Annotated in this window: 22 protein-coding genes; 6 read left to right on the plus strand and 16 right to left on the minus strand. The window is 77.0% G+C overall.

The annotated features are described in order from the left end of the window. Positions 1-29: 29 nt before the first annotated feature. A complete protein-coding gene (locus AC1RNL_RS07175; protein ID WP_246990628.1) occupies positions 30-1,280 on the minus strand; it encodes a glycosyltransferase in 1,251 nt (416 codons plus the stop codon). A 34-nt stretch (positions 1,281-1,314) separates the two neighbouring features. Between AC1RNL_RS07175 and AC1RNL_RS07180 the strand changes: the two genes are divergently transcribed. Beyond that, positions 1,315-1,818 (plus strand): hypothetical protein, encoded by a 504-nt coding sequence (locus AC1RNL_RS07180; protein WP_492934838.1) that lies wholly within the window; start codon positions 1,315-1,317, stop codon positions 1,816-1,818. Here the strand turns inward: AC1RNL_RS07180 and AC1RNL_RS07185 are convergent. The 8 genes from AC1RNL_RS07185 to AC1RNL_RS07220 form a co-directional block, all read right to left on the minus strand. Further along, positions 1,815-3,245, minus strand: coding sequence for an amidase (locus AC1RNL_RS07185; protein ID WP_492934839.1), 1,431 nt, complete (start codon positions 3,243-3,245; stop codon positions 1,815-1,817). The two genes, AC1RNL_RS07180 and AC1RNL_RS07185, sit on opposite strands and share 4 nt — an antisense overlap. Further along, on the minus strand, positions 3,242-3,643 hold the full coding sequence (locus tag AC1RNL_RS07190) for a hypothetical protein (protein ID WP_492934840.1): 402 nt from the start codon (positions 3,641-3,643) through the stop codon (positions 3,242-3,244). The genes AC1RNL_RS07185 and AC1RNL_RS07190 overlap by 4 nt, the downstream gene beginning before the upstream one ends. Positions 3,644-3,686: 43 nt before the next feature. Then, a complete protein-coding gene (locus AC1RNL_RS07195; protein WP_492934841.1) occupies positions 3,687-4,679 on the minus strand; it encodes a hypothetical protein in 993 nt (330 codons plus the stop codon). A gap of 93 nt (positions 4,680-4,772) precedes the next feature. Next, positions 4,773-5,168: a hypothetical protein gene (locus tag AC1RNL_RS07200; RefSeq protein WP_492934842.1), complete on the minus strand. Its 396-nt coding sequence runs from the start codon at positions 5,166-5,168 to the stop codon at positions 4,773-4,775. Between the two features lie 102 nt (positions 5,169-5,270). Beyond that, the gene (locus AC1RNL_RS07205; RefSeq protein ID WP_146357187.1) at positions 5,271-5,858 is read right to left on the minus strand and encodes a GNAT family N-acetyltransferase; all 588 of its coding nucleotides are present in this window, start codon (positions 5,856-5,858) and stop codon (positions 5,271-5,273) included. Continuing rightward, entirely contained in the window at positions 5,858-6,574 is a 717-nt protein-coding gene (locus tag AC1RNL_RS07210; RefSeq protein ID WP_492934843.1) for a uracil-DNA glycosylase, read from the minus strand. Before AC1RNL_RS07210 ends, AC1RNL_RS07205 begins: the two co-directional genes overlap by 1 nt. Further along, the gene (locus AC1RNL_RS07215; protein ID WP_492934844.1) at positions 6,571-7,287 is read right to left on the minus strand and encodes a Type 1 glutamine amidotransferase-like domain-containing protein; all 717 of its coding nucleotides are present in this window, start codon (positions 7,285-7,287) and stop codon (positions 6,571-6,573) included. Before AC1RNL_RS07215 ends, AC1RNL_RS07210 begins: the two co-directional genes overlap by 4 nt. Positions 7,288-7,399: 112 nt before the next feature. Next, positions 7,400-8,719 (minus strand): aspartate aminotransferase family protein, encoded by a 1,320-nt coding sequence (locus AC1RNL_RS07220; RefSeq protein ID WP_492934845.1) that lies wholly within the window; start codon positions 8,717-8,719, stop codon positions 7,400-7,402. Positions 8,720-8,851: 132 nt separating this feature from the next. On the opposite strand from AC1RNL_RS07220, the gene AC1RNL_RS07225 reads away from it, so the two are divergent. The 4 genes from AC1RNL_RS07225 to cofD are packed head-to-tail and all read left to right on the plus strand — an operon-like array spanning position 8,852 to position 12,700. Continuing rightward, positions 8,852-9,853 (plus strand): ABC transporter substrate-binding protein, encoded by a 1,002-nt coding sequence (locus AC1RNL_RS07225; protein ID WP_492934846.1) that lies wholly within the window; start codon positions 8,852-8,854, stop codon positions 9,851-9,853. Beyond that, complete coding sequence (locus AC1RNL_RS07230; RefSeq protein ID WP_492934847.1) at positions 9,850-10,911, plus strand: iron chelate uptake ABC transporter family permease subunit; 1,062 nt, start codon at positions 9,850-9,852, stop codon at positions 10,909-10,911. Before AC1RNL_RS07225 ends, AC1RNL_RS07230 begins: the two co-directional genes overlap by 4 nt. Further along, complete coding sequence (locus tag AC1RNL_RS07235; protein WP_492934848.1) at positions 10,908-11,732, plus strand: ABC transporter ATP-binding protein; 825 nt, start codon at positions 10,908-10,910, stop codon at positions 11,730-11,732. Before AC1RNL_RS07230 ends, AC1RNL_RS07235 begins: the two co-directional genes overlap by 4 nt. Further along, complete coding sequence (gene cofD / locus AC1RNL_RS07240) at positions 11,729-12,700, plus strand: 2-phospho-L-lactate transferase (protein ID WP_246990617.1); 972 nt, start codon at positions 11,729-11,731, stop codon at positions 12,698-12,700. Before AC1RNL_RS07235 ends, cofD begins: the two co-directional genes overlap by 4 nt. An 841-nt stretch (positions 12,701-13,541) precedes the next feature. Here the strand turns inward: cofD and cofC are convergent. The 7 genes from cofC to AC1RNL_RS07275 all read right to left on the minus strand — a co-directional run bounded on the left by cofC (position 13,542) and on the right by AC1RNL_RS07275 (position 22,195). Beyond that, positions 13,542-14,150, minus strand: coding sequence for a 2-phospho-L-lactate guanylyltransferase (cofC, locus tag AC1RNL_RS07245; protein WP_400531283.1), 609 nt, complete (start codon positions 14,148-14,150; stop codon positions 13,542-13,544). 69 nt (positions 14,151-14,219) lie between these two features. Continuing rightward, on the minus strand, positions 14,220-16,490 hold the full coding sequence (locus AC1RNL_RS07250) for a transglutaminase-like domain-containing protein (RefSeq protein WP_492934849.1): 2,271 nt from the start codon (positions 16,488-16,490) through the stop codon (positions 14,220-14,222). Then, the gene (locus AC1RNL_RS07255) at positions 16,487-17,536 is read right to left on the minus strand and encodes a DUF58 domain-containing protein (RefSeq protein WP_492934850.1); all 1,050 of its coding nucleotides are present in this window, start codon (positions 17,534-17,536) and stop codon (positions 16,487-16,489) included. Before AC1RNL_RS07255 ends, AC1RNL_RS07250 begins: the two co-directional genes overlap by 4 nt. A 56-nt stretch (positions 17,537-17,592) precedes the next feature. Continuing rightward, on the minus strand, positions 17,593-18,576 hold the full coding sequence (locus AC1RNL_RS07260; RefSeq protein ID WP_246990614.1) for an AAA family ATPase: 984 nt from the start codon (positions 18,574-18,576) through the stop codon (positions 17,593-17,595). After that, entirely contained in the window at positions 18,566-19,405 is an 840-nt protein-coding gene (cofE, locus tag AC1RNL_RS07265) for a coenzyme F420-0:L-glutamate ligase (RefSeq protein WP_492934851.1), read from the minus strand. The genes AC1RNL_RS07260 and cofE overlap by 11 nt, the downstream gene beginning before the upstream one ends. Beyond that, a complete protein-coding gene (gene coaD, locus AC1RNL_RS07270; RefSeq protein ID WP_128190645.1) occupies positions 19,402-19,884 on the minus strand; it encodes a pantetheine-phosphate adenylyltransferase in 483 nt (160 codons plus the stop codon). Before coaD ends, cofE begins: the two co-directional genes overlap by 4 nt. A gap of 70 nt (positions 19,885-19,954) precedes the next feature. Then, positions 19,955-22,195: an ATP-dependent DNA helicase RecG gene (locus tag AC1RNL_RS07275; RefSeq protein WP_492934852.1), complete on the minus strand. Its 2,241-nt coding sequence runs from the start codon at positions 22,193-22,195 to the stop codon at positions 19,955-19,957. A 121-nt stretch (positions 22,196-22,316) separates the two neighbouring features. On the opposite strand from AC1RNL_RS07275, the gene rsmD reads away from it, so the two are divergent. After that, the gene (rsmD, locus tag AC1RNL_RS07280; protein ID WP_492934853.1) at positions 22,317-22,889 is read left to right on the plus strand and encodes a 16S rRNA (guanine(966)-N(2))-methyltransferase RsmD; all 573 of its coding nucleotides are present in this window, start codon (positions 22,317-22,319) and stop codon (positions 22,887-22,889) included. Positions 22,890-22,917 lie beyond the last annotated feature (28 nt).

Consider the following 22,917-nt stretch of genomic DNA (forward strand, 5'->3'; position numbering starts at 1 on the left):
GGACGGCGGCGCTGCAGCGCGCCGACCTGCTACAGCGCCCGCGCCGCCGCGGTCGCGCGGTAGACGTCCTCGAGCTCGTGCGCGACGTCCTGCCAGTCGCGGCGGCTCGCGGCGCGGCGGCCGGCGAGGCCGAACTCGAGCTGCAGGTCGACATCGTCGAGGATCGCGCCCACCGCCTCCGCCCACTCGGCCGGGTCGCGCCCGTCGACGAGCACGCCCGTCTCGCCGTCGATGACCGACTCCATGAGGCCCCCCACGCGCGCCGCGACGACCGGGGTGCCGCTCGCGGCGGCCTCGAGCGGCACCAGGCCGAACGACTCCGTGCGGCTGGGCACCACGACGACGTCGGCCGCGTCGAGCAGCTGCGCGAGCGCCGGCCGCTCGAGGCTGCCGATGTGACGGACGCGGTCGGTGACGCCGAGCTCGCGCGCGAGGTCGTGCAGCGACTCGAGGTAGCGCTCCGAGCCGGGCGTCGCGTCGCCCGCGAGCACGAGCACCGCGCCCGGCAGGTGCGGCAGCATCCGCACCGCGAGGTCCTGGCCCTTCGCCGCCTGCACCCGGCCGACGCACACGACGAGCCCGTCGTCGGCGCGCACCCCGAGCCGTGCGCGCACCGCCTCGCGCGAGGAGACGGGCGCGGGGTGGAAGACGGTCGTGTCGACCGCGGGCGGTACGAGCCAGACGCGCTCGGCGGGTGCGCCGACGCCGTCGCACAGCACGTCGATCTCGGCGCGCGAGACGGCTGCGATCGCGTCGACCTCGCTCGCGAGGTACCGCTCGGTGAGGAGGCGGCGCTCGGGCTCGGGCCGGTCGCCGTCGGCGAGGCGGCGGTTCTTCTCCTCGGCGAGCGTGTGGAACGTCTGCACGATCGGGATGCCGAGCGAGAGCGAGACGGGCAGCGCCGCGAGCCCGGAGAGCCAGTAGTGCGCGTGGATCACGTCGTACGGATCCGTCGCCGCGAGCGCCGCGCGCTGGAGCTGGTCGCCGAAGGCGTCGGCGAGGTTGGGCAGCTCATGCTTGCGCACGATGCCGCCGCCCGTCTCGAGCGCGTAGAGCGTGACGCCGGGCGCGAGCGAGTGCGCGTGCGGGGCGCCGACCGAGCGGGTGAAGACGTCGACGTGGTTGCCGCGGCCGGCGAGCGCCATCGCGCTCTCGAGCACGAGCACGTTCAGCCCGCCCGCGTCGCCCTTCCCCGGGCGGTCGGCCGGCGACGTGTGCATCGACACGATCGCGATCCTGAGGGGCGTCCCAGGGGTGTGGCCGTACGGCTCCTGGCGCATGCACCCAGCGTATCCGGGCGCTATCGTCGGCCGCATGGCAGATTCGCGACCGGGCCCGCTCCGCGCGGTCGGGGCCGCGATCGGCGCGCTCGGCCGCTCGGCCTCGGGGCCCGCGCTCCGGGCGCTCACGGCGCCGCCGGTGGCGCGCGCCGGGCACCGCTTCGCGACGCGCGCGGCGCGCCTCTGGGGTCGGCTGCTCGGCGGCGAGGAGCGGCAGGTGGGCGAGCTCACCGTCATCTCGGGGCTGCCCACGTGGGCCTTCGGCCGCGGCGGCACGACGATCGGCGCGACCTTCCTCACCCGCAGCGCCCTCTCGCCCGAGATCCTCGAGCACGAGGACGTGCACCGGCGCCAGTGGGAGCGCTACGGGCTGTGGTTCATCCCGATGTACCTCGCCGCCGGCCAGGACGGCCTGCGCAACCGCTTCGAGATCGAGGCGGACCTCGTGAAGGGCGGCTACCTGCCGAAGCCGGCGCGACGACCTGGCGGGCGCGCCGCCAGGCGCACAGGCGGCCGCCCGGTCGAGCCCCCGGCCTAGGGCCGCATCGCGTCGACGACGCGCTGCGTCCAGGGGATGCGCCGCTCGAGCTGGCGGCCGATGGCGAGCAGCGTCGCCTCCTCCCCCGGCCTGCCGATCAGCTGCACGCCCATCGGCAGCCCCTCGGTGGTGCGGTGCACCGGCAGCGCGATCGCCGGCAGCCCCGTCACGTTGACGAACGACGTGTGCGGGGTGTGGAGCACCTGGTGCCGGAAGTCGGCCTCGCCGTCCTCCGGGTACCAGTCGAGGGGGCGCGGCGTGAGCGCCGTCGCCGGCGTGAGCACGGCGTCCCACGGCGCGAACGCCGCCAGCACGCGCCGCTCGAAGGCGGTCGCCCACAGCTGGGCCCGCGCGAGCCCGCCGGCGGTGAGCCCGTCGCTCGTCTCGACGATCCAGCGCGCGAGCGGCTCGAGCAGGTGCCGGCGCTCGCGCGCGATGGGCGCGGCTGCCGCACCGCCTCGCCAGAGCGCCGTGAACGCCTCGGGGTACCCCGACGCATCCGGCAGCGCCACCTCGCCCACCTCGTGCCCGAAGGCGGTCAGCGCCGCGACGGTCGCGTCGACGGCGGCCGTGGCCTCGGGCGAGATGCGGATGTCGTCGGTCTCGTCCCAGGGCGTGCCGCCGGTCATGACCGCGATGCGGTAGCGCCCCTCGCCGCGCACCGCCCCGGCGAGCAGCGAGCCGTCGTCGCGCTCGGGCGCGCGGAGCGTGAGCCCGTGCGGCGCGACGCCGTTGACGCGGCCGATGAGCGCGTCGGTCAGGAGCGCGACATCGATGACCGAGCGCGCGATCGCGCCGGCGGTGACGAGCCCGCCGATCGTGCCGACGCCGCCCTGCGCGGGGATGCGGCCGCGGGTGGGCTTCAGCCCCACGAGACCGCACGTGGCGGCCGGGATGCGGATGGAGCCGCCGCCGTCGGAGCCGGGCGCGAACGGCAGCAGCCCCTGCGCGACGGCCGCCGCGGCGCCGCCCGAGGAGCCGCCCGCATGGAGCCCGGGATGGCCCGGCAGCGTCGTGGGCCCGTGCAGCGCCGAGCGGGTGTAGCCGGCGAAGCCGAGCTCGGGCGCGGCGGTGCGGCCGAGCGTGACGCCGCCCGCGTCGTCGAGCACCGACGCGACCGGGTCGGTCGCGTCGGCGACGTTGCCGGCCATCCAGCGGCTCGCGAACGTCGCCGGCTGCCCGGCGCGCTGCGTGAGGTCCTTGTCGGCGAAGGGCAGTCCGTGGATGAGCCCGGTGCGGTCGTCTGCGTCGTCGACGGCTCGGGCGCGGGCGAGCGCGAGCTCGGCGTCGACGTGCACGAAGGCGTGCGCGTCGTCGACGCGCTCGATGCGCTCGAGGAAGTGCTGCGCGACCTCGACGGCGCTCACGTCGCGCGCGTGGAGGAGCCGCCAGAGGTCGAGGGCGCCCAGCTCGTGGAGCGCGCTCACCCGAAGTACCTGCCCGCGCGCCGCTGCAGGCGCCTGCGCTCGGTGCGCTCGCGCATCTCGTCGCGGGTCGCGTAGTTCGTCAGCTCGCGGAACGGGTCGCGGCCGACGACCCGCGACGGCTCGGCGAGGATCGCGAGCACCGCCTTCTCGATCTCCCAGTACTCGCCGATGCGCGTGCCCTGGCCGGGGTTCACGTGGCGCAGGCGCGCCTCGAAGCGCACCCCGCCCTTCACCTCGATCTGCGTGATGAAGCCGCGCGTGGCGCCCGCGACCGACACCATCCAGAAGCCGGGGCCCAGGTCGGTGACCGTCGCGCGCACGTCGTCGGCCGCGGCCGCCGCCGCTGCGCTCACGTCTGCCTGCTCCCGCGACGCCCGCCAGGTCTCGAACTCCGTCATGCCGTCCATCGTGGCACCGCGCACCGACACGGCGCGCCGACGCTCACGGCTCGGGCTGCGCCCACGGCCCGTCGTCGGCCTCGCGCTCCCCCGCGCGGTGCCGGGCGACGACGCCGGCCAGCACCGCCGCGCCCACCTGGGCTCCGTCGACGGTGACGGCGAAGCGCGCGCCCTCGCGCGTGGTGACGACGATGCCCGGGCCGCGCCGCAGCACGACCGCCACGTGCCCCGGCAGGCCCCGGTAGCCCCATCCGCCCCAGTGCAGCGGCTCGACGAGCCTCGCCTCGGCGACGCGGATGCGCGCGGTCGGGATGCGCCGCAGCGGGAAGCCGAGCAGGGCGCTGCGCACGCGCAGCCCGTCCGCGTCGACGACGACGCGGATGCGGGCGATGCCGATCACCACCGCGGCCGCGAGCAGCAGCACGAGCGCGAGCAGCACCCGCGCCACCGGCCCGTCGCCGAGCGGGAGCAGCAGCGCCGCGAGGATGCCGCCGAGGAGCAGCGCGATGCCGAGCAGGAAGAATGCGGGCGACTGCGCGTCGGCGCTCCAGCCCTCGGCGTCGGTCGGCTCGAGCGGCAGCGGCGGATCGGTGTCGCGCACCCGCACCTCGCCGCGAGGGTGGATGAGCCACGGCACCACGAGCAGGAGCACCGAGCCGAGGAGCAGCGCGAGCCACGGCCCGAGCACCGCCTGCTCGGCGCTGCCCGCCTCGATCGTCGTCACCGCCGAGATCACCCAGGCGGCCGCGAGCATGGCGCTGACGCCGGCCATGATCGACAGCACCACGGCACGCGCCCCGTCGTCGATGCGCAGCGCCGCGAGCACGAGCGCCGCGACGAGCATCGCCCCGGTCGCGGCGAGCAGCCCGATGCCCATCGGCGTCGTCTCCGAGACGCCGTCGGCGACCCCCGCGTCGGACCAGTGGGTCGCGATGCGGCTCGGCAGCTCGGGCGCGAGCACCGCCCAGCTCGCGGCGATGACGAGCGGCGGCAGCGCCAGCACGAGCGCGGCGAGCCAGACGAGGGTGCGGTGCATGGTGCGCTCAGTCTCCCGCGGGCCGCTGTGGCGCGGCCATGCCCGCCGGCGAGGCGCGAGCGGCCGCCGCGGCGAGCGCGGCCCGCGTCGCGCCTACGCGCTGCGGTGCGCCGTCCAGAGCCCGACCAGCAGCGCCACGATCGCGGTCGCGGCGCCGAGCACGAGGCCCGCCGGCGCCATCGCGAGGCTCAGCTGCGAGAGCGCGAACAGCAGCGCCGCCATGATCGCGACCGAGGCCACCGCGACGAGGGCGAGCATCCACAGGTGGGTGCCCTGCTGCATCGACCTGCGCGAGAAGACGACGGCGACCGCCGCGGGCAGCCCGAGGATCGCGCCGTACGTGACGCCGACCTGCAGGCCCTGCGCGTCGGGCGAGAACAGCACCCCGAGCAGGACGCCGATGAGCACGCCCGCGCCGAGCGCGGCGGCGACCGCCCACCCGGTCGGCACGGCGAAGACGGTGGGGGCTCGATGCTGCGCGACGGCCATGGCGACGACCTTCCTGCAGCGGTGGTGCACCGCCGCTCAGCGTCAGCATCCTCCGCCGCGACCGGCGTTCGCAATCGCTGTTACGGAACCCTGCGGCTACCCTCAGCGCCGCTTGCGCAACGACTTCTGCAGCAGCACGATCCCGAGCTCGCGCCCGAACTTCACGCCGACCCGGCCCATCCGCCCGATCTCCTCGAAGCCGAGGCGCTCGTGCAGCGCGATCGACGCATCCGCCCCCTGATCGGCGATCACCGCGATCATCTCGCGCACGCCGCGCTCGCGGGTCGCCTCGATGAGCGCCTCCATGAGGGCGCGGCCGAGGCCGCGGCCGGCGGCCGCCGGCGCGAGGTAGACCGACGACTCGACCGTGTAGCGGTAGGCGCTGCGCTGCTTCCACGGCTGCGTCAGCGCGTAGCCGAGCACCGTGCCGGTCGCGCTCTCGGCCACGAGGAACGGCAGCCGCAGCTCGCCCGTCTCCCGCAGCGTGCGCCGCCACTGGCCGAGCGTCTTCGGCCGCTCGTCGAAGGTGACCGTCGAGTTGAGCACGAAGTGGCGGTAGATGTCGCGGATCGCCGGCAGGTCGGCCGCCTCGGCGGGCCGGATGCGGAAGGCGAAGTCGGGGTCGCGGTGCTCGGGGTCGCGCAGGTGGCGGGGCAGGCGGCGGCGGCGCTCGTACTCCTCGGGCAGCATCAGCCGGCCGCCTCGGCCTCGGCCGGGATGCGCCAGTCGACCGGCGCCGCTCCCTGCGCCGCGAGCGCGGCGTCGGCGCGCGAGAAGGGCCGCGAGCCGAAGAAGCCGCGGCTCGCGCTCAGCGGCGACGGGTGCGGGGACGCGATCGTCGGCACGTCGTCGAGGAGCGGCGCGAGAGACTGCGCCTGCGCACCCCACAGGATCGCGACGAGCGGCGCGCGCGAGCCGTCGGGGCGCCGGCGGGCGACGAGCGCGCGGATCGCGGCCTCGGTCACCTGCTCCCAGCCCCAGCCGCGGTGCGAGGCGGGCGCGCCCGCGCCGACCGTGAGCACGCGGTTCAGCAGCAGCACGCCCTGCTCGCTCCACGCGGTCAGGTCGCCGTGGGCGGCCGGCTCGTGGCCCAGGTCGTCGCGCAGCTCGCGGTAGATGTTCTGCAGCGAGCGCGGCAGCGGGCGCACGTGCCGCTCGACCGCGAACGACAGCCCGATCGGGTGCCCCGGCGTCGGGTACGGGTCCTGGCCGACGATCAGCACCTTCACGTCGTCCATCGGCTGCGCGAACGCGCGCAGCACCGCGTCGCCCGCGGGCAGCCACGGCCGCCCCTCGGCGGCCTCCGCGCGCAGCCGTTCGCCGAGGCCGTGCACGACCTCCTCGACGCCCGCGAGCGCATCCGCCCACCCCGGGTCGATCAGCTCGGCGAGCGGCCGCGCCGTCATGCGGCCAGCACGCCGACGGCGACGCGGTCGGTGTCGCCGGCGCGGTCGGCGGTCCAGACGGAGCCGTCGCCCGCGACCTGCAGCCCGCCGGAGCCGACGATGAGCGAGGTGTTCTCGTCGATCGCCACCACCCGCTCGGCGAGCCCCGCGTGCACGATCGCGACGGCCCGCGAGAGCGTGCCGTACTGCGCGGCGTGCACGTCGACGACGAGGTCGACGAGACCGAGGCCCGCGTCGAGCGTCACCTCGTCGAGGCCCTCGCCGCTCGTCTCGGCGCACACCGGCACGCCGCCGATGCGCCAGCCGCCGAGCAGCGCAACATCGCCGGCGATCATCGCGCCGGCCGAGAAGCCCGCGTAGGGCACGCCGGATGCGACGAGGCCGCGGATCGTGTCGGCCGCCGGCATGATCGCGGCGTGGTAGCCGGGCGTGAGCCCGCCGCCGACGAAGATGCCCTCCGCGTTGCCGAGGTCGGTCGGCTGCAACTGCCGCTCGGGGCTGAGCTGCACGATGCGCACCTCGCCGGCGCCGAGCTTCGTCAGGTCGTCGACGTAGTCGTCGTGCCAGCCGGCGCCCTCCGACTCGGTCCTCGCCCACAGCACGCAGACGATGACGGGGGCGCCCTCGGCGCGCTCGCGGGCCTCGGCGACGAAGCGGCCGGTCCAGCGCGACTCGTCGTCGGCCCAGCCGCCGCCCAGCAGGTGGATGCTCATGCGGGCCAGTCTGCCAGCCGTTCGCTGCGGAGCTCCGTCCGTCGACCGGCCAGGTGCGCGCCCGAGCGGACGATCCGGTCGGCGGCGCACCGAGCCGGTCGACGGACGAGGGTCAGGGCGACCCGAGCGCCGCGAGCGCCTCGTCGAGGATCGCGAGGCCCGCGCGCGCGTCGTCGTCGCCCATCACGAGCGGCGGCGTCACGTGGATGCGGTTGTCGGCGGTGAACGGCACGTAGCCGCGCTCGAGCAGCAGGGACTTCAGCCGCGCGACGACGGATGCGTCGACGGGCTCGCGCGTGCCGCGGTCGGCCACGAGGTCGAGCGCCCAGAAGCAGCCGCGGCCCCGCACCTCGCCGATGACCGGGTGCCGCTCGGCGAGCGCCCGCAGGCCCGGGCCGAGGATGTCGGCGCCGAGGTGGGCGGCGCGCTCGACGATGCGCTCGTCGGTCATCGCGTCGATCGTGGCGACGATCGAGGCCGCGGCGAGCGGGTGGCCCGCGTACGTCAGGCCGCCGGGGATGGGCCGCTCGCGGAAGGTGTCGAGGATGTGCTCGGCGATGATGACGCCGCCGACCGGCACGTAGCCCGAGTTCACGCCCTTCGCGAAGGTGACCAGGTCGGGCCGCACGCCGTCGTGCTGGTGCGCGAACCAGTGGCCGGTGCGGCCGAAGCCCGCCATCACCTCGTCGAGGATGAGCACGATGCCGTGGCGGTCGGCGAGCTCGCGCAGCCCCTGCAGGTAGCCGGGCGGCGGCACCAGGATGCCGGCGGTGCCGGGCACGGGCTCGACGAGGATCGCGGCGAACGTCTCCGGGCCCTCCGACTCGAGCACGCGGCGCGCGTGCTGCAGCGCCCGCTCGCCCTCCTCCTCCTCGCTCGTCGCCCAGAACTCCGAGCGGTAGAGGAACGGCCCGAAGCAGTGCACGTGGCCGAGCGCGAACTCGTTGCCGAGGCGGCGGTGGTCGCCGGTGGCGTTGATCGCGGCGCCGGTGTTGCCGTGGTACGACCGGTAGTGCGAGAGCACCTTCGTGCGGCCGGTGTGCACGCGCGCCATCCGGATGGCGTTCTCGACCGCATCCGCCCCGCCGTTCGTGAAGAAGACCGCGGCGAGCCCATCGATCGTCGAGAGGATGCGCTCGGCGGCCTCGCCGCGGCGCAGGTTGGTCGTGGCGGGGGCGACGGTGGCGAGCTCGGCCGCCTGGCGCTGGATGGCCTCGACGACCCGCGGATGCGCGTGGCCGATGTTGGTGTTGACGAGCTGGCTCGAGAAGTCGAGGTACTCGCGCCCGTCGTGGTCCCAGAGCCGCACGCCCTCGCCGCGCGCGACGGTGAAGGGGTTCGTCGAGCCGTGCTTCGACCAGGAGTGGAGGATGAGGCGGTCGAGCTCGCGCGCGCGGTCGCCGTCGGCCGGGTGGAGCTGGTGCTCGGACATGGTCCTCCTCGGTGCGCCGGCCGCCGTGGCCGCCTCGCCACCGTATCCCGGCGTACACTCGAGGCTGCGCCGGGCATCATCTCCGCGCGCGGACCCTGCACACCGTTCGCGCCAGCATGCCCAGGAGACCCGATGCCCGCTCTGCCCCGCCGCTCGACGCGCCGCCCGACGGCCGCCCGCGCCGCCTCCGCCGCCGCCGCCCTCGTCGGGCTGTCGCTGCTCGCGGGCTGCGCCGCGCAGCCCGCCGCGACCCCGTCGGCGAGCGCGAGCGGGAGCGCCGCCGCGGCCGCGACGATCGACGACTGCGGCGTCGCCGTCGCGCCGATGGCGCAGCCGGCCGAGCGCATCGTGGCCGTGAAGTCGACGGCGGCCGAGCTCGTCGTCGCGCTCGGGCTCGGCGACGCGCTCGTGTCGACGGCGTTCCTCGACGGGCCGCTCGAGGGGGCCGACGCCCCCACGATCGAGGGGATGCCGTCGCGCGAGGCGCTGCTCGCGCTCGAGCCGGATGCGGTGGTGGCGGGCTGGGAGTCGGCCTTCGCCCCCGAGGCGGCCGGCGACCGCGCCACGCTCGCCGAGCTGGGCGTGACCACGTGGGTCTCCCCCGCCGCCTGCCGCTCGGTCGACGTCGCGCCGCTCGACTGGGATGCGCTGCTCGGCGAGCTCGCCGACGCGGGCGCGGTGCTCGGCGTGCCGGAGGCGGGCGAGGCGCTCGCGGCCGAGCAGCGCGCCGCGCTCGAGGCGATCGAGCCGCTCGACGGCGGCGCGAGCGCGCTCTGGTACTCGTCCGGCGAGGACGCCCCGTACGTCGGCGGCGGCACGGGCGCCCCGCAGCTCGTGCTCGAGTCGGCGGGCCTGACGAACGTGGCCGCCGACGTCGACGAGGCGTGGACGACGATGTCGTGGGAGGCGCTCGCCGCGAGCGACCCCGACGTCATCGTGCTCGTCGACGCCGCGTGGCACACGGCCGCGTCGAAGGTCGAGCGCCTGCGCGCCAACCCGGCGACGGCGCAGCTCGAGGCGGTGCGCGAGCAGCGCTTCGTCGTCGTGCCGTTCCCGATGGCCGAGGCCGGCGTCGGCTCCGTCGCGGCGGTCGGCGCGGTGGTCGAGGCGGCCCGGGAGATGGGGCTCGGATGACCCGCACGGCACCGCGCAGGGCCGCGGCCGCGCAGGCGGCCGGGCCGGCACCGCGACGCGCGCGGCGCCTCGTGGCGCTGCCGCTGCTCGCCGCGCTGCTGCTCGCGCTCGCGCTCGGTGCCGCGTCGATCGGCGCCGCCGGCGTCGCCCCGGCCGACGCGCTCGCCGCGGTGGGCGCGCGCCTCGGCATCGGCTCGAGCCCGCTCGACGCGCTCGGCGACGCGATCGTCGTCGACCTGCGCCTGCCCCGGATCGTCGCGGCGTGCGCGGTCGGCGCCGGGCTCGCGATCGTCGGCGCCGTCATGCAGGCGCTCGTGCGCAACCCGCTCGCCGACCCGTACCTGCTGGGCGTCTCCTCGGGAGCCTCGGTCGGCGCCGTGCTCGTGCTCGTCGCAGGGCTCGCGGCCGTGCTGCCGGTCGCGGCGTTCGCCGGCGCGCTGCTCGCGCTGCTCGCGACGCTCGGGCTCGCCGGGGCCGCGGGCGGGGCGACGCCCACCCGGACCGTGCTCGCGGGCGTCGTCGTCGCATCCGCCGCCGGCGCCCTCGTGAGCCTCGTGATCTTCTGGCGCGCCGACGGCGACGCCTTCCGCGAGATCCTCGCGTGGCTGCTCGGCTCGCTCGCCGCCTCGACGTGGCAGACCGCCGCGATCGCGCTCGTGGGGGCGGCGCTCGCGCTGCCGCTGCTCGTGAGCGGGCGGCTGCTCGACGCGCTCGCGCTCGGCGACAGCGCGGCGGGCGCGCTCGGCGTCGACGCGCGGCGCACCCGCTGGGCGCTGCTCGTCGCGTGCGCGCTCGTGACCGGCGTGCTCGTGTCGGTCTCGGGCGCGATCGGCTTCGTCGGGCTCGTCGTGCCGCACGCGGTGCGGCTGGTCGTGGGCGCCTCGCACGCGCTGCTGCTGCCCGCGTCGGGGCTCGCCGGCGCGATCGTGCTGCTCGTCGCCGACACCGTCGCGCGCGCCGCGTTCGACCCGCGCGAGCTGCCGGTGGGCATCGTCACGGCGCTGCTCGGCGCGCCCGTCTTCGCCGCGCTCATGCTCACCGGGCGGGTGCGCACGTGAGCGCCGCGGCGGCGAGCGGCGCGACGGGGGCGACGGCGGGCCTCGCGGTGCGCGGGCTGACGGTCGCCGTGCGCGGCCGCGCGCTCGTCGACGCGGCCTCGTGGCACGCGCCCGCGGGCGCCATCACCGCGCTCGTCGGCCCGAACGGCGCGGGCAAGTCGACGATGCTCCGCGCGATCGCGGGGGTGCTCCCCGAGCGCGCGCAGCGCGAGGGCGTCGTGCTGCTCGACGGCGCCGCGCTCGCAGGACCCGGCGCGCTCCCGCCTCGCGAGCGCGCCCGCCGCGTCGCGCTCGTCGAGCAGACGGCGGATGCGGTGCCGCAGCTGACGGCGCGCGAGGCGGTGCGGCTCGGCCGCACGCCGCACCACCGCATGCTCGGCTTCTCGCTCGGCGACGAGCGGCTCGTCGAGGCTGCCCTCGCCGACGCCGGCGCCGCCGGGCTCGCCGACCGCCCGCTCGGCGAGCTCTCGGGCGGCGAGCTGCAGCGCGTGCACGTGGCCCGCGCGATCGCGCAGCAGCCGCGCCTGCTGCTGCTCGACGAGCCGACGAACCACCTCGACGTCGCCTGGCAGCTCGAGCTGCTGCAGCTCGTGCGGCGGCTCGCCGCCGACCGCCCCGTCGTGATGACCGTCCACGACCTCGCGCTCGCGGCGACGCACGCCGACCGGGTGGTGCTCGTCGACCGCGGCCGGGTGGTGTCGGAGGGGGTGCCGGATGCGGTGCTGACGCCCGAGCGCATCCGTGCCGTCTACGGCGTCGAGGCCGAGATCGACGCCGCCCCTGGCGGGGTGGCGATCCGCTACCGCAGGATGGAGCCGTGAGGATCACGGTGCTGGCCGGCGGCGTCGGCGGGGCGCGCTTCGCGCTCGGGCTGCGCGACGCCGCGCGCGCCGCGCACGGCGATGCGGCCGAGATCACGATCGTCGCGAACGTCGGCGACGACATGTGGCTCTCGGGCGTGAAGGTCTGCCCCGACCTCGACTCGCTCCTCTACGCGCTCGCGGGCGTCAACGATGCCGAGCGCGGCTGGGGCCGCGCGGGCGAGAGCGAGCGCGTCGCCGGCGAGCTCGCCGCCTATGGGGTGGGCTGGCCGTGGTTCACCCTCGGCGACCTCGACCTCGGCACCCACCTCGCGCGCACGGCGCTGCTGCGCGACGGCGCCGACCTCACCGAGGCCACCGCCCGGCTCGCCGCCCGCTGGCCGATCGGCGCGACGCTGCTGCCGGTCACGAACGACGAGGTGCCCACGCACGTCGTGACCGACGAGGGCGTGCTGCACTTCGAGGAGTGGTGGGTGCGCACGAGGGCGCAGCTGCCGGCGCGCCGCTTCGTGCAGCACGGACTCGAGCGGTCGCGCATCTCGCACGCCGCGCGGGCGGCGATCGCCGGGGCCGACGTGCTGCTCGTCGCGCCGTCGAACCCGGTCGTCTCGATCGGCACGATCGTCGGCATCCCGGGCGTGCGCGACGCGATCGAGACGGCGCGGGCGCCGGTCGTGGGCGTCTCGCCCATCATCGGCGGGCAGGCGCTCCGCGGCATGGCGGCGGCGTGCCTCGCGACGATTGGCGTCGAGACGGATGCGGCGGCGGTCGCCGCGCACTACGGGGCGCGGTCCGATGACGGGCTGCTCGACGGCTGGTTGGTGGCCGAGCAGGATGCGGCGGCTGTCCCGCGGCTCGCGGAGCTCGGGATCGTCGCGGAGGCGAGGCCGCTGCTGCTGACCCCCGGCGCGCCCGCGCAGCAGGTGGCGGCCGACGCGCTCGCGCTCGCGGCGCGCCTCGCGGGCTGAGCGCCCTTCGCTGGTCGAGCCGGGCCGCGCCGCAGGCACGGCCCGAGTCGAGACCACGCCGCACGCCAGCAGCAGTGTGGTCTCGACTCGCGCAGCCGCCTCCGGCGGCAGCGCGGCTCGACCAGCCGGGCGGCGGCTGAACCTCGCTGGTCGAGCCGGGCCGCGCCCGCAGGGCACGGCCCGAGTCGAGACCACGGCGCACGCCAGCAGCAGGGTGGTCTCGACTCGCGCAGCCGCCTCCGGCGGCAGCGCGGCTCGACCAGCGGGCTGGGCGGGGCGGCCGCTGAACCCCTCGCTGGTCGAGCCGGGCCGCGCCCGCAGGGCACGGCACGAGTCGAGACCACCGCGCACGCCGGCGGCAGGGTGGTCTCGACTCGCGCAGCCGCCTCCGGCGGCCGCGCGGCTCGACCAGCGGGGCGGGAGCGGCCGCGCGGCTCGATCAGCGGGGCGGCGGCTGAATCCCTCGCTGGTCGAGCCGGGCCGCGCCCGCAGGGCACGGCCCGAGTCGAGACCACGGCGCACGCCAGCCGCAGGATGGTCTCGACTCGCGCAGCCGCCTCCGGCGGCCGCGCGGCTCGACCAGCGGGGCGGTGGCCGCCGCGCGGCTCGACCGGCGGGGCGGGAGCGGCGGCCCGGCTCGACCAGCGGGGCGGTGGCCGCCGCACGGCTCGACCAGCGGGGCGGCCGCTGAACCCTTCGCTGGTCGAGCCGGGCCGCGCCCGCAGGGCACGGCCCGAGTCGAGACCACCGCGCACGCCGACGGCAGGGTGGTCTCGACTCGCGCAGCCGCCTCCGGCGGCCACGCGGCTCGACCAGCGGGCGGGGCGGCGGCGCGGCGCGGCTACGCCGAGAGCGACGCCTGCTGCAGCACCGCGCGCGTGTGCGCGCCGACGCCGACGTCGATGGCCGCGTGCAGGTCGGCGAGCTCGTCGACGTCGAGACGCAGCCCCGACCCCGGCGCGACCGGCAGCTCGACGTGCCCCGCGTCGCGGTGCAGCTCGGCCGAGCCCGGCCCGAAGCGCGGCCGGAGCGCATCCGCCCGCGTCGCCGCGAGCATCGTGGTGCCCGTGGCGATCGCGTCGGGCACGAACGAGCGGTGCTCCCCCGCGGCGAGCGCGAGCGCGGCGCCGAGCTCGTCGGCAGTGAGCGCGGGCAGGTCGCCGAGCAGCACCGCGGCGGGCGCGGCCGGGTCGAGCGTCGCGAGGCCGGCGGCGATCGCGGCGTGGAGGCCCGTGCACGGGTCGTCGACGACCTGGATGCGATCGAGCCCGTCGGTCACCTGCGGGTCGCAGCTGACCACGACCACGAGGTCGACGGCGTCGCAGGCGCGCGCGGCGGCGATCGCGTCGCGCGCGAAGGCGATCGCGAGCGCCGCGCGGGCGTCGCCCGCGTCGAGGCGCGACTTGCCGACCGAGCCCTTGACGGGGATCACGATCGACCAGCGCTGCATGCCGCCCAGCCTACGTCGGCCCGGATGCCGCCCCGGACCGCGGACGGACGCGGCCGCCCCGCGGGACGGTCAGGCGACGTCGAGCGGCGGCACGACCCGCACGAGGCTCGGCGGCAGCGCGGTCGACAGCGCTCTCCGCCAGGGCGGCAGCGACGCGACGAGCCCGCGCGCAGCGATCCGAACATCCGCGTCGCACGCCCCCGGCTCGCGCGGGCCGCCCGCGAACGCGGCGCGCTCCGCGGCGAGCCGCACGCGATCGGCCGCGGCGGCCGCATCCGGCGGCACGCGAGCCGCGATCGCCGCCTGCACGTCGCCCGGCGTGGCCGACGCCGGCAGCCGCACGCCCGCATCCGCGAGCGCCGCCCGGAGCTCCTGCCAGGCGCCGGGAGCCCCGCGTCGCAGCCGCACAGCCCGCTGCGCCTGCCGCACCGCCCACGGCAGCGCGAGCAGCAGCAGCGCGCCGATGCCGAGCAGCCAGGCGCGCAGCACCGCCGGGTCGATGCCGCCAGGCCCGGCGCCCTCCCCGGGGGCATCCGAGGCGCCCGGCTCCGGCGCGCCCGGGCTCGGCGCCGCCGAGGGGGTGGGCGTGCTCGTCGGCGCCACGTCGGTCGGCGTCGGCTCCGGGGTGGGCGTCGGCGCCTGCGTCTGCTCGTCGTCCTCGGGGCTCGGCGAGGCGTCGCCCGTGCCCGCGCCGGGCGTCGTCTCGACCCGCACCCAGCCGTGCCCGTCGACCCACGACTCCGCCCACGCGTGCATGTCGTTCGTCGACACGGCGAAGCCGCCGCTGATCTCGCTGCCGGGCAGGAACCCGACGACGACCCGGGTCGGCACGCCCGCGCCCCGCAGCAGCGCCGCCGTGGCGCTCGCGTAGTGCACGCAGTAGCCGCTGCGCGTCTCGAGGAAGCCCTCGAGCGCCGCCCAGCCGTCGCCGCCCGCGCCGCCGAAGCCCGGCAGGTCGAGCTGCTCGGAGTAGTCCCAGACGCCCTCGGTCATGAAGGCGTGCACGGCCCGCACGCGCTCGGCGGCGGTCATCCCGGGCTGCACGAGCGCCGCGCCCTGCCGGCCGATCGCGGCGGCGGCGTCGGGCAGCGCGAGCAGCTCGTCGTGGCCCGTCGAGGCGGTGCCCGACAGCTCGGCGAGCGGCGTCGAGCGCGAGCCCGCGGCGACGTACTCGAGGCCGGCGGTCTCGAGCGAGCCCTCGATGCGCAGCGCGTCGTTCGCGTCGTCCCAGCGGGCGCCCTCCGGCGGCTCGACGCCCGAGGCGCGCTCGGGCGTCGGCAGCCCCTCGGCGCGCACGTCGCTCATCCGCACCGTCATCTGCATCGCGAGGCCGAGGTCGGCGCCCTCGACGAGCGGGCTCGGCTGCGCCGCCTCGGGCGGCAGCGCGAGGAAGCCGTCGGGGCCGGCGAGCGGCAGCGTCATGAGCCGCGTCACGATCGGGCCGCCGTCGGTCGTCGAGTAGGTGAAGACGGGCCGCGCCTCGGGCCTGCGCAGCTCGTCGCCGAGGTCGATGTCGGTGCGCAGCACCGGCGTCGTCGGCCGCAGCAGGTCCTCGATCGTCGGCAGGTCGAGCGTGCTCTCGCGCGGGCTCGGCGCCACGAGCGGCACGGCCGCCGCGAGCACGGCCGCGACCGCGACGAGCGCGACGGGAGCGACCCATCCGCGGCCGAGCGCGACCCGGTCGTCGATCGTCGGCGCCGCGAGCGCGAGCGCCGCGGCCGCCACGCCCGGGAGCGCGTGGAACCAGGGCACGTCGATGCGGAACGCGATCGGCAGCACGAGCGCGACGGCGCAGCAGAGCACGGCGATCGCCGGCGCACGCAGCCCGTGCCCGAGCAGGTCGACGAAGACCGTGAGCACCACGGCGGCCGCGACCACGGCCGCGAGCACCGCGCCCTCGGCGTCGATCGGCGTCGAGAGCGCCCACGCGATCGACTGCACCCCCTCGCCGAGCACCGCCATCGTCGCGCGCAGCGCCTCGGGCGTCGGGATCACGCCGAGCAGGGCCTCGCCGGGCGCTGAGACGGCGGTCACCCAGCCGACCCCGACGAGCGCCGCGGCGGCGGTGCCCGCGAAGGCCGGCGAGACGGCCCGCACGAGCCCGGCGACGAGGGCCATCGAGACGACGGCGCCGACGACGGGCCACAGCCAGTCCTGCCCCAGCACCTCCTGCGTCGACCACAGCCACGCGACGGGCAGCACCGCGAGCGCGACGGTCTCGACCGGCCCGGCGCGCAGCCGTCGCCGGCCGTGCTCGGCCGGCAGCTCGGCGCGGGGCGGGACGCCAGCTGGCGCACCGGTGGGCCGGGCGGCGGGGCGTTCGCGCGCGACGGTGCTCACGGCAGCTCCCGCACCGGGCCGACGCGGTCGATCCAGCGCACGCTGCGCACCCGCGACCCGGGCGCGATGCGGCGCGGCGGCGCGTCGCGCGCGGCCACGAGCCACAGCGTCGAGCCCGGCGTCAGCGTCCACTGCTCCGGTGCCGACTCCTCGAGGGCGACGACGTGGGCGGATGCGCCGTCACGGGCGGGCGGCGCCTCTGGCGCCCGCGCGCGCAGCGACGCGAAGGCCGCGAGCGCCGACTGCAGATCGCGCCAGTCGGCCGCGAGGATGCTCGGCTCGCCCGTCTCGCGCACCTGCACGACCCGGTCGCGGCCGGCGAGCGCCCGCGCGATCGAGCACGCCGCGCGCGCGAGCCGGTCCTCCGCGTCGCGGCCGAGGCCCGCGGCGCCGGCGGTGTCGACGAGCACGACGTCGTCGTCGGTCGCGGGATTCGCCTCCTGCCGCACCATGAGCTCGCCGCGCTTCGCGCTCTGCCGCCAGTGCACCCGCCGCTGCGGGTCGCCCGGCCGCCACTGTCGCACCATCGCGTCGACGTCGTCGGCGGTGCGCGACTGGGCGATGCGGCCCTGCTCGCGGTTGGAGCGCAGCGATGCCGACGGCACCTCGAGCACCTCGGGCCCCACGACGAGGCTCGCGCGCGGGTCGATCGTGCGCGTCGTGCGCACGACGCGGAACGGGTCGAGCGCGCTCACCTCGACCGGCGCGAGCCGCCAGCGGCCGCGCGGGTGCGCGCCGAGCGGTACCGCGTCGCGCCCCTGCGCGTCGAGCTCGCCCTCGAGGTGCAGGTACCGCTCGGGGCCCGGCGCCCACGTCGCCCACTCGGCGCCCGCGTGCCGCACGTCGCCCGCGATGCGCAGCACCGCAGCCTGCCCCTCCGGCAGCACGCCCGGCGCGAGGAGGCGCAGGCTGCCGACCGCGCCGATCGACCACCAGGCGCCCAGCAGCACGACGGCGAGGCACAGCGCGGCGGGCACGAGCAGCACGACCTGCCGCTCCCAGTAGGCGGCGAGCACGAGGCCCGCCCCGACGAGCGTGAGCGCCACGCCGCGCGCCGTCGGCCTGGACCGCGTGCGGTCCCTCGCGGCAGCGCGCTCGGCCATCAGCGCATGACGGGCGCGACCGTGCCGGCGAGCGCCTGGGCGACGACCGCCCGCGCGTCCTCGTGCCGCGCGTGCGGGTCGTGCAGCACCAGGTGGTGCGGCAGCACGTGCGCGGCGAGCGCCTTCACGTCGTCGGGCGAGAGCCAGTCGCGGCCCAGCAGGTGCGCTCGCGCCTTCGCCGCCCGCACGAGCTGCAGCGTGGCGCGCGGGCTCGCGCCCAGCCGCACGTCGGCGTGCTCGCGCGTGGCGCGGGCGAGCCGCACCGCGTAGCGCTCGACGAGCTCGTGCGCGCGCACCGCGTGCGCCGCGGCGATGTCGGCGCGGAACTCGTCGAGCGTCGTCACCGGCCGCACGGCGTCGAGCGGCTGCGCCGTCTCGCGCGCCTGCACCATGGCGAGCTCGGCGGCCTCGTCGGGGTAGCCGACCTCGAGCCGCACCATGAAGCGGTCGCGCTGCGCCTCGGGCAGCGCGTACGTGCCCTCCATGTCGATCGGGTTCTGCGTCGCGACGACGAGGAACGGCGTCGGCAGCCGGTGCGTGACGCCGTCGACCGTCACCTGCCCTTCGGCCATGCACTCGAGCAGCGCCGCCTGCGTCTTGGGGCTCGCGCGGTTGATCTCGTCGGCGATGACGATGTTCGCGAAGACCGGGCCGGGCTGGAACCGCAGCTCGCCCGTGCCCTGGTCGAGCACCGACATGCCCGTGATGTCGCTCGGCAGCAGGTCGGGCGTGCACTGGATGCGCCGCACCGTGCCGCCGACGGCCGCGGCGAAGGCGCGCGCGAGCTGCGTCTTGCCGACGCCCGGCACGTCCTCGAGCAGCACGTGGCCCTCGGCGAGCAGCACCGTCAGCACGGTGCGGATCTCCTCGGCCTTGCCCGAGATGACGGATGCGACGGCGTCCTCGATGCGGGAGCCGGGCGTGGACGTCGGCCCGGGAGCGCGCTCGATCACCGCCTCCTCGACCTGCTCGTCAGCCTGCATGCTGCGCCCCCGCCTCTGCCAGTGCGTCGATCCTGCCCGCCTCGCGGCCGGCCCGGTAGGCCTCGTCGCTGCCGAGGCGGAACATGTCGTCGCCGGGCGGGCGCACGAGCCGCCGCGCGCCGGGCTCGTCGAGGTCGGTCACGTGCCGGCCGAGGCCGCGCACGAGCACCACCGGCACGCCGTCGGCCTTGCCCGCGACGAGCTCGGCGGCGCCGGCGATCTCGTCGGCGATCGCGGGCGCGGTGACGAGCAGCGGCCGGCCGTTGGCGTCGGTGCCGACCGGCTCGAGCACGCGCACGCCTGCCGCGCCGATCGCGACGTCGGTCTGCCCGACGCGCCAGGCGCGCCCGAGCGTGTCGCTCACGACGACGCCGATGGCAGCACCGAAGCGCGACCGCAACCGCTCGGCGATCGCCCGCGCCGACGCATCCGAGTCCTCGGGCAGCAGCAGGATCGTGCCGTCGTCGGTGTTCGAGGCGTCGACGCCCGCCGCGGCGAGCACGAGGCCCGTGCGGTGCTCGACGATGCGGGTGATGCCGCCCGGGTGCGCGCGCGACGCGACGAGGCGCACCGACTCCTCCGTGATGGCCTGCTCGCGCTCGGCGGCCGGGCGGATGCGCCCCTCGGCCTTCGAGACGACCTTGCTCGTGACGACGACGATGTCGCCGTCCCGGGGCGAGAGCGGCGCGAGCGCGTCGGCGACGATCGTCGGCAGGTCGTCGCCCGGCCGGATCTCGCCCATGCCGCGCACGGCGCGGAGCTCGAGGTCGGGGCCGCGGCTCTCACCCCGGCCCGGGTCGTGGACCGCGCTGCGGCCGGGATCGGTCATCGCTGCTGCAGGAAGGTGGCGACGGCCCGCGGCACGTACGGGCTGATGTCGCCGCCGAGCTCCGACACCTGCCGCACCAGGCTCGACGAGACGTGCGCGTTCTCGGGGTTCGGGAGCATGAAGATCGTCTCGACGCCCGCGAGGTTGCGGTTCACGATCGACATCGGCGTCTCGTACGAGAGGTCGGTCGACGAGCGGATGCCCTTCACGAGCACCTCGGCGCCCACCTGCTGGCAGTAGTCGACGAGGAGACCCATCGACCAGTTCGCGATGCGGATCTCGCCCTCGATGCGGGCCTCCGCGATCGCGCGCTCGATGAGCTGCTCGCGCTCGACGACCGGCAGGAACGCCGCCTTGTCGGGGTTGTGCGTGACCACGACATGCACCTCGTCGAAGATCCGGGCGGCGCGCTGGATGACGTCGAGGTGACCCAGGGTCACAGGGTCGAACGAACCGGGCACGACGGCGATGCGAGGCATGCCGCCCAGCCTAACCGCCGACCCTATGAGCCTTGCTCACCCGCGCCGGGCCGAGGGAAGGGCTGTCCCCCTACGCCGTGACGAGCGCGGCGCGCGCGTCGGGGTCGAGCCGTGCGTGCACGGCGAGGCGCAGTGCCGGATGCGCGACGAGGGTCGGGTCGGCGTCGAGCACGTCGCGCGCGGCGGTGCGCGCGGCCTCGATGATGGCGCCGTCGCGCGCCACCCGCAGCACCTTGAGGCCGCTGCGGCCTCCCGACTGCGCGACGCCGAGCACGTCGCCCTCGCCGCGCTGCTCGAGGTCGACCTCGGCGAGCGCGAAGCCGTCGAGGGTGCTCGCGACCGCGTCGAGCCGCACCCGCGCATCCGACAGCTCGTCGACGCCCGTGACGAGCATGCAGAGGCCCGCGTGCTCGCCGCGGCCGACGCGGCCGCGCAGCTGGTGCAGCTGCGAGACGCCGAAGCGGTCGGCCGAGAGCACCACCATCATCGTCGCGTTGGGCACGTCGACCCCGACCTCGATGACGGTCGTCGCGACGACCACGTCGATCTCGCGGTCGCGGAACGCGCGCATCGTGCGGTCCTTGTCGTCGGTCGTCATCGCGCCCGTGAGCGGGGCGACGACGCGGCCGGCGAGCGCGGGGCTGCGGCGCAGGTTGGCGAGGGTCGTGACCACGTCGGCGACCGGGGGCGGCGCCGGGCCGACGGCCGGCGCATCCGCCGCCGGCTCGTCGACGCCCTCGAGCCTGCCGGGCTCGATCGCCGGGCAGACGACGAACGCCTGGCGGCCGGCGGCGAGCTCCTCGCTCATGCGCCCCCATGTGCGATGGAAGGCCGCGGGCTGGCGCACCTGGTCGACGACGAAGGTCTGGATGGGGCTGCGGCCGGCCGGGAGGGTGCGGATCGTGGAGACGTCGAGGTCGCCGAAGGCCGTCATCGCGATGGTGCGCGGGATGGGCGTCGCGGTGAGCACGAGCGTGTGCGGGTGGAGGCCCTTCGCGCGCAGCGCCTCGCGCTGGGCGACGCCGAAGCGGTGCTGCTCGTCGATGACGACGAGGGCGAGCTCGGCGAAGGTCGTGCGCTCGCTGAGCAGCGCGTGCGTGCCGACGACGATGCGCGCCGAGCCCGCGGCGATCGCGAGCAGCGCGCGCTTGCGGTCGGCGGCCGGCATCTGGCCGGTGAGCAGCGTCGGCTGCAGCTCGGCGGCGAGCTCGGGGCCGAGCGAGCGGGTGATGGAGCGCAGGTGCTGCACGGCGAGCACCTCGGTGGGCGCGAGCAGCGCCGACTGCCCGCCCGACTCGGCGACCGCGAGCATCGCCCGCGTCGCGACGACCGTCTTGCCCGAGCCCACCTCGCCCTGCACGAGCCGGTGCATGGCCGTGCCGCTCGCGAGGTCGGCGGCGATCGCCGCGCCCGCCGACTGCTGGTCGTCGGTGAGCGGCCACGGCAGCGCCGCGTCGAAGCGCTCGAGCAGCGCTCCTGCGTGCCGAGGCGCCGTCGGCAGGGTGTCGAACCAGTCGCGCGTGGCCAGCAGGTAGGTCTGCAGCAGGAACGCCTCGTGCCAGGCGAGCGTGTGGCGGGCGCGGAAGGCGTCCTGCTCGGCCTTCGGCTGGTGCGCGAGCCGCAGCGCCTCGACGAGCGGCATGAGCCGGTGCTCGCGCCGCACCTCGTCGGGCACGGGGTCGGGCACGTCGCCGAGCGCGTCGAGCGCCTGCGCGACGAGCGCCTCGATCTTCATCGTCGTCAGGCTCGCCGTGGCCGGGTAGATGGGCACCGGCTTCGCCGCCCACTGCTCGGCGTCGACGCCCTCGGCCTCGTCGAACGCCTCGTACGTCGGGTGCGCGAGCTGCCGCTTGCCCTTGTACTCGCCGACGGTGCCCGAGAAGAGCGCCGTGACGCCCTGGTGCAGCTCGCCCGTGCGCCACGGCTGGTTGAAGAACGCCGTCTCGAGCGACGTCTCGCCGTCGGTGATCGTGATCGTCGTGAGGGTGCGCGGGCGGCCCTTGGCGTCGCGCTGCAGGTCGCGCGTCTCGACGCCGCGCACGCGCGCGACCACGGTGACGTGCTCGCCGGGCACGAGGCTCGCGAGGTCGGTGAGCTCCCCGCGCTTCGCGTAGCGGCGCGGCAGGTGCCACACGAGGTCGCCGAGCGTCGTCATGCCGAAGGCGCGCTCGAGCTTCGTGGCGGCGGCCTTGCCGACGACGCGCTCGAGCGGACGGCCGAAGCCCTCGGCGGTCGCGGCGCCGGAGCCCGCGCCGCCGCGCGCGCCGCCCGCGCGATCGGGCTTCGCCCCGCTCGCCTCCCGCTTCGCCACCTGCCCAGCGTAGGCCGAGCGGCTGACGCGCGCGGCGCATCCGCCCGCCCTCGTGGAGAGCCCGTCGCCGCCTGGGGCTGCCCAGCGCGGGCGGGGGTCGGAATGCGCGAGGATGGGCCGCATGACGCGCATCATCGGGGGCCTCGCGGGCGGGGTGCGGCTGCACGTGCCGCTGCGGGGCACGCGGCCGACGTCGGAGCGCGTGCGCGAGGCGCTGTTCGGCGCGCTCGACGCGCGGAGCCTCTGCGACGGCGCGCGGGTGCTCGACCTCTACGCCGGCTCGGGCGCGCTCGGGCTCGAGGCGGCGAGCCGCGGGGCCGAGTCGGTCGTGCTCGTGGAGCGCGACCGCGCCGCCGCCAAGGTCGCGCAGCGCAACGCCGAGTCGGTCGCCCGCTCGGGCGCCGCGCACGCGATCGTCGAGCAGGTGGCGGTCGCGCAGTACCTCCACCGCTCCGGCCGCCGGTTCGACCTCGTCTTCATCGACCCGCCCTACGACCTGCCCGGCGATGAGCTCGCGTCGACGCTCGCCGAGCTCGCGCCGCTGCTGCAGCACCCGGCCGTCGTGGTGGTCGAGCAGGCGCGGCGGGCCGGGCCGCTCGACCTGCCCGGCGACCTCGAGGTCGAGCGCACCCGCGACTACGGCGACACGACGCTGCACTTCCTCACGACGACGGGCGAGCCGGGCGACCGCTGAGGGCGCTGCCGCTTGGTCGCGGGCGTGC

It is taken from the genome of Agrococcus sp. GW821-FHT14H11 (genome assembly GCF_058803545.1).

What these genes read in the sequence shown, in the direction of transcription:
- AC1RNL_RS07215 (WP_492934844.1), bottom strand. Translation starts at nt 7,287, where the DNA reads ATGAGCATCCACCTGCTGGGCGGCGGCTGGGCCGACGACGAGTCGCGC.
- AC1RNL_RS07230 (WP_492934847.1), top strand. Translation starts at nt 9,850, where the DNA reads ATGACCCGCACGGCACCGCGCAGGGCCGCGGCCGCGCAGGCGGCCGGG.
- AC1RNL_RS07195 (WP_492934841.1), bottom strand. Translation starts at nt 4,679, where the DNA reads ATGCACCGCACCCTCGTCTGGCTCGCCGCGCTCGTGCTGGCGCTGCCG.
- coaD (WP_128190645.1), bottom strand. Translation starts at nt 19,884, where the DNA reads ATGCCTCGCATCGCCGTCGTGCCCGGTTCGTTCGACCCTGTGACCCTG.
- cofC (WP_400531283.1), bottom strand. Translation starts at nt 14,150, where the DNA reads ATGCAGCGCTGGTCGATCGTGATCCCCGTCAAGGGCTCGGTCGGCAAG.
- AC1RNL_RS07180 (WP_492934838.1), top strand. Translation starts at nt 1,315, where the DNA reads ATGGCAGATTCGCGACCGGGCCCGCTCCGCGCGGTCGGGGCCGCGATC.
- AC1RNL_RS07220 (WP_492934845.1), bottom strand. Translation starts at nt 8,719, where the DNA reads ATGTCCGAGCACCAGCTCCACCCGGCCGACGGCGACCGCGCGCGCGAG.
- AC1RNL_RS07200 (WP_492934842.1), bottom strand. Translation starts at nt 5,168, where the DNA reads ATGGCCGTCGCGCAGCATCGAGCCCCCACCGTCTTCGCCGTGCCGACC.
- cofE (WP_492934851.1), bottom strand. Translation starts at nt 19,405, where the DNA reads ATGACCGATCCCGGCCGCAGCGCGGTCCACGACCCGGGCCGGGGTGAG.
- AC1RNL_RS07210 (WP_492934843.1), bottom strand. Translation starts at nt 6,574, where the DNA reads ATGACGGCGCGGCCGCTCGCCGAGCTGATCGACCCGGGGTGGGCGGAT.
- AC1RNL_RS07260 (WP_246990614.1), bottom strand. Translation starts at nt 18,576, where the DNA reads ATGCAGGCTGACGAGCAGGTCGAGGAGGCGGTGATCGAGCGCGCTCCC.
- AC1RNL_RS07190 (WP_492934840.1), bottom strand. Translation starts at nt 3,643, where the DNA reads ATGACGGAGTTCGAGACCTGGCGGGCGTCGCGGGAGCAGGCAGACGTG.
- AC1RNL_RS07175 (WP_246990628.1), bottom strand. Translation starts at nt 1,280, where the DNA reads ATGCGCCAGGAGCCGTACGGCCACACCCCTGGGACGCCCCTCAGGATC.
- AC1RNL_RS07225 (WP_492934846.1), top strand. Translation starts at nt 8,852, where the DNA reads ATGCCCGCTCTGCCCCGCCGCTCGACGCGCCGCCCGACGGCCGCCCGC.
- rsmD (WP_492934853.1), top strand. Translation starts at nt 22,317, where the DNA reads ATGACGCGCATCATCGGGGGCCTCGCGGGCGGGGTGCGGCTGCACGTG.
- AC1RNL_RS07205 (WP_146357187.1), bottom strand. Translation starts at nt 5,858, where the DNA reads ATGCTGCCCGAGGAGTACGAGCGCCGCCGCCGCCTGCCCCGCCACCTG.